The sequence below is a fragment of the Actinomadura rifamycini DSM 43936 genome (genome assembly GCF_000425065.1).
Lineage (GTDB): Bacteria > Actinomycetota > Actinomycetes > Streptosporangiales > Streptosporangiaceae > Spirillospora > Spirillospora rifamycini.
Genome location: NZ_AULB01000065.1, coordinates 1 through 5,655 on the forward strand (window position 1 = coordinate 1; position 5,655 = coordinate 5,655).

At 75.4% G+C, this 5,655-nt stretch carries 1 protein-coding gene; it reads left to right on the forward strand.

The window, feature by feature from the left end:
- A partial coding sequence (locus H505_RS0133250; protein WP_026405392.1) for a non-ribosomal peptide synthetase occupies positions 1–5,655 on the forward strand: 5,655 nt, incomplete at both ends.

Consider the following 5,655-nt stretch of genomic DNA (forward strand, 5'->3'; position numbering starts at 1 on the left):
CCGCTGGACAACACCCGGATGTACGTCCTCGACGAGTTCTTGCACCCGGTCGCGCCGGGTGTGGTGGGTGAGCTCTACATCGCGGGTGAGGGTGTTGCTCGCGGTTACGCGAGTCGTCCCGCCCTGACGGCGGAGCGGTTCGTTGCGTGCCCCTTCGGCGGTTCCGGCCGCATGTACCGGACGGGTGACCTGGCCCGGTGGACGCCGGACGGAAATCTGGTGTTCGAGGGGCGTGCCGACGAGCAGGTGAAGATCCGGGGCTTCCGGATCGAGCCGGCCGAGGTCGAGGTGGTGCTCGCGGCCCACGAGAGCGTCGTCCAGGCCGCCGTCATCGCGCGGGAAGACCAACCAGGAATCAAGCGGCTCGTCGCCTACGTCGTCGGTGACGCGGACGAGTCGACGCTGCGGGAGTTCGCCGCCGCCAAGCTCCCCGACTACATGGTCCCGGCCGCGTTCGTCTCCCTGGACGCCATCCCCGTCACCCGCAACGGCAAGCTCGACAGGAGTGCCCTCCCTGCGCCCGCGTTCGCGGGGGCGTCGTCGGGGCGCGGGCCCGCCACGCCGACCGAAGAGGTGCTGTGCGGGCTGTTCGCCGAGGTCGTCGGGCTCCCGTCGGTCGGCGCGGAGGCTTCGTTCTTCGAGCTGGGCGGCGATTCCCTCCTGGCGATGCGGCTCATCGCCCGCATCCGGGCGGTGTTGGACGCCGAGGTGGGCATCCGCGACCTGTTCGCGTCCCCGACCGTCGCGGGTCTCGCCCGCGTCGTGGCGGACGAGCGGGGCGGGACCGGGACGCGTGCGGCGCTGGTCGCGCGGGAGCGTCCGGACGTCGTGCCGCTGTCGTTCGCGCAGCGGCGGATGTGGTTCCTGAACCGGCTGGAGGAGGCCGGTGCGGGCGCGGGCTACAACGTCCCGATGAGCGTGCGGCTGTCCGGTGAGGTGGACGTCGCGGCGCTGGAGGCGGCGCTCGGGGACGTCGCGGACCGGCACGAGGCCCTTCGCACGGTCTTCCCCGACGTCGACGGCGTCCCGCACCAGCGGATCCTCGCCGGACCGGCGGGCCGTCCCGGGCTGCGGGTCGGCCGGGTGGAGGCGTCCGGCCTGGAGGAGGCGGTCGCCGAGGAGGTGAGGCGCGGGTTCGACCTCACCCGGGAGCCGCCGTGGCGGGCGCGGCTGCTGGTGGTGTCGGCGACGGAGTCGGTGCTGGTGCTGGTGGCGCACCACATCGCGGTGGACGGCTGGTCGATGGGCGTCGTCACCCGCGACCTGGGGGCCGCGTACGCGGCCCGTGTCCGGGGGGAGGCTCCCGCGTGGGAGCCGCTGCCCGTCCAGTACGCCGACTACGCCCTCTGGCAGCGCGACGTGCTCGGCGAACTCGACGACCCGGAGAGCGTGATCTCCGCGCAGCTCGCCCACTGGCGCGAGGCGCTCGGCGGGATGCCGGACGAGCTGGCCCTGCCCCTCGACCGTCCCCGGACGCCCGACGCGTCGTTCCGCGCCGGCAGCGTCCCCGTGCGGGTCGACGCGGACGTGCACCGGCGGCTCGCCGAGACGGCGCAGCGGAACGGCGTCACGATGTTCATGGTGGCGCAGGCCGCGCTCGCGGTCCTCTTGTCGCGGATGGGCGCGGGCACCGACATCCCGCTCGGCACGCCCATCGCCGGACGCGGCGACGCCGCCATGGACGACATGGTCGGGTTCTTCCTCAACACGCTGGTGCTGCGGACGGACGTCGGCGGCGACCCGTCGTTCACCGAACTGCTCGCACGCGTCCGCGACACCGACCTCGCCGCCTACGCACACCAGGACGTCCCGTTCGAGCAGCTCGTCGAGGACCTCAACCCGCCCCGGTCGCTCGCCCGGCACCCCCTCTTCCAGGTGATGGTCTCCGTCGAGAACGCCGCCGCCGGGACGGACGCGCCGCTGGAACTGCACGGGCTGCGCGTCGAGGCGTTCGCCGCCGCGGCCGAGGCGCGGACGGCCCAGTTCGACCTGGCGCTGACGCTGACCGAGCACCGGGACGGCCGCGGGCTGCCCGCGGGGCTCGGCGGGCGGTTCGAGTTCGCCGCCGACCTGTTCGACGCGGACACCGTCCGGGCGCTGGCGGACCGGCTGGCGCGGGTGCTGGAACAGGTCGCGGCCGACCCCGGCGTGCACGTCCGGAACGTCGAACCGCTGTCGCCGGACGAACGGCGGCGGGTGCTCCGGGAATGGAACGACACCGCCCGTCCCGTCCCGGCCGGGACGCTGGTGGACCTCTTCGAGGCGCAGGCGGCGCGGACGCCGGACGCCGTCGCGGTCGTCGCCGAGGACGCGACGTGGACGTACGCGGAGCTGGAGCGCCGCGCGAACCGGTGGGCGCACGACCTGATCGGGCGCGGCGTGGGGCCGGAGAGCCGGGTCGGCGTGGTGACGGAACGGTCGGCCGACATGGTCGCGATGCTGCTCGGCGTCCTCAAGGCGGGCGGCGCCTACCTGCCGCTGGACCCCGACCTGCCCGCCGAGCGGGAACGCCGCATGCTGGTCGGCGCCGCACCCGTCCTCACCCTGCGGCCGGGCATGGCACCGGCCGCGGGGGCGCCGGACACGCGACCGGCCGGGGTGCCGCTCCGTCCCGCGCACCCCGCCTACGTGATCTACACGTCCGGGTCGACCGGGACCCCCAAGGGCGTGGTGGTCACCCACGCCGCGGTCGTGAACCAGCTCCTCTGGATGCAGGACGAGTACGGCCTCGCCCCCGGCGAGCGGGCGCTGCACAAGACGCCGTCCGGGTTCGACGTGTCCGTGTGGGAGCTGTTCTGGCCCCTGCTCGTGGGGGCGGCCGTCGTGGCGGCCCGGCACGACGCGCACCGCGACCCCGGCCACCTCGCCGAGCTGATCGAGCGGGAACGCGTCGCCGTGGTCGAGTTCGTCCCCGCGATGCTCGCGGCGTTCCTGCGGCAGGACGGCGTCGCCGACCGGGCCCGGAGCCTCCGGGCGGTCCTCTCCGGCGGTGAGGCGCTCCCCGCCGACCTCGCCGAGGAGGTCCACCGGACCCTGGGCGTCCCGCTGCACAACCTCTACGGGCCGACCGAGACGACGATCGGCGTCACGGCCCGTCCCGTCGAGCCCGGCGCGGGCGACGGCCCGGTGCCGATCGGCCGCCCGGTGTGGAACACCCGCGCCTACGTCCTCGACGAGTTCCTGCGGCCGGTCCCGCCGGGCGTCGTCGGCGAACTGTACGTCGCGGGCGTCCAGCTCGCCCGCGGCTACGCGGGGCGCCCGGCGCCGACGGCCGAGCGGTTCCCGGCCTGCCCGTTCGGCGCGCCCGGCGAGCGCATGTACCGGACCGGGGACCTGGCCCGCTGGACGCCCGGCGGCGAACTGGTCTTCGCGGGCCGCGCCGACGACCAGGTGAAGGTGCGGGGCGTCCGGATCGAACCGGGCGAGGTCGAGGCCGCGCTGGCGTCCCACCCGCTCGTCGACCGGGCCGTGGTGGTCGCGCGCGAGGACCGGCCCGGCGTCCACCGGCTCGTCGCGTACGTCGTCGGCGCGGCGGACGAGCCGTCGCTGCGGGCCCGCGCGGCGGAACGGCTGCCCGAGTACATGGTGCCGTCGGCGTTCGTCCGGCTCGACGCCCTCCCGGTGACCCGGAACGGGAAGCTCGACCGGGCCGCGCTCCCCGCCCCGGACTTCGCCGGCCGCGCCCCCGGCCGGGCGCCCGCGACCCCGGCGGAGGAGGTGCTCGCCGGACTGTTCGGCGAGGTCCTCGGCGTCGAGCGGGTCGGCGCGGACGACTCGTTCTTCGACCTCGGCGGCGACTCGCTCCTCGCCATGCGGCTCATCTCCCGCGTCCGCGCGGCGCTCGGCATCGAGGTCGGCATCCGCGACCTGTTCGCCGCCCCGACCGTCGCGGGCGTGGCGCGGCTGCAGGGCACGGCGCGCGCGCCGCTGACCGCCCGTCCCCGCCCCGACGAGGTCCCGCTGTCGTACGCGCAGCAGCGCATGTGGTTCCTGAACCGGCTGGAGGAGGCCGGCGCGGGCGCCGCCTACAACCTGCCGCTCGCGCTCCGCCTGACCGGCGACCTGGACGTCGCGGCACTGGAGGCGGCGCTCGGGGACGTCGCCGACCGGCACGAGTCCCTGCGCACGACCTTCCCCGACGCGGACGGCGTCCCGCGGCAACGCGTCGTCGACGGCCCGGCCGGACGGCCCCGGCTGGCGGTGACCGAGGTCGCGGAGACCGCCGTCGGGGACGCGGTCGTCGCGGAGACGACGCGCCGCTTCGACCTGTCCCGCGACCTGCCGTTCCGGGCGCGGCTGCTCGTGCCCTCGGCGGACGAGGCGGTCCTCGTCCTCGTCGCGCACCACATCGTCGTGGACGGCTGGTCCATGGGCGTCCTCGTCCGGGACCTGGGGCTCGCGTACGCGGCCCGCGTCCGGGGGGAGGCTCCCGGCTGGGGGCCGCTGCCCGTCCAGTACGCCGACTACGCGCTCTGGCAGCGGGAGACCCTCGGCGACCCCGACGACCCGGACAGCCCGATATCCGGGCAGCTCGGCCACTGGCGCACCGCCCTGGCCGGAACGCCGGACGAACTCGCGCTCCCCGCCGACCGCCCCCGCCGGACCGAACCGTCGTTCCGCGCGGGCGTGGTGCCGGTGGAGGTGGGCGCGGCCGTTCATGTCCGGATCGCCGATGTGGCGCGGCGGCGTGGCGTGACGATGTTCATGGTGGCGCAGGCGGCGGTGGCGGTGCTGCTGTCGAAGGTGGGTGCGGGGGACGACGTCCCGGTGGGGACGGCTGTGGCGGGTCGTGGTGACGCGGCGCTGGAGGACCTGGTCGGGTTCTTCGTCAACACGTTGGTGTTGCGGACGGATGTGAGCGGCGATCCGTCGTTCGCCGAACTGCTGGAGCGCGTCCGGGAGACCGACCTCGCGGCGTACGCGCACCAGGACGTTCCGTTCGAGCGGCTCGTCGAGGAGCTGAACCCGGCGCGGTCGCTGTCCCGGCACCCCCTGTTCCAGGTCATGCTGGCCGTCGAGAACGTGACCGACGCCGAGGACCCGTGGCGGCTGCCCGGCCTCCGCGTCCTCCCCGAACCCCTCGACCGGACCGCCGTCGCCCGGTTCGACCTCTCGATCGGGCTCACCGAACACCGCGACGCCGCCGGCGTCCCGAACGGCCTCGGCGGCGAGATCCAGTACGCGGCCGACCTGTTCGACGAGCCGACCGTTCGCGCGCTGGCCGACCGGCTGGTCCGTGTGTTCGAGCAGGTGGCGGCCGATCCGGACCTGCGGGTCTCCGAGGTCGATGTGCTGTCGCCGGACGAGCGCCGGCTGGTGGTGGGGGAGTGGAACGCCACGGCGCGGCCGCTGCCGGGTGGTTCGCTGGTGGAGCTGTTCGAGGCGCAGGCGGCGCGGACGCCGGGCGCGGTGGCGGTCGTGTCGGGGGACGGCAGCGTGTCGTGGACGTACGCGGAGCTGAACGCGCGGGCCAACGGTGTCGCGCGGACGCTCGCCGGCCGGGCGGGTACGCCGGTCGGCGTCCGGATGCGGCGCTCGCCCGAGTTGATCCCGGTGTTGCTCGGGGTGTTGAAGGCGGGCGCGGCGTACGTGCCGCTGGACGTCTCGCACCCGGAGGACCGGATCGCGGCGGTGATGGCCGAGGCCGGAGTGTCG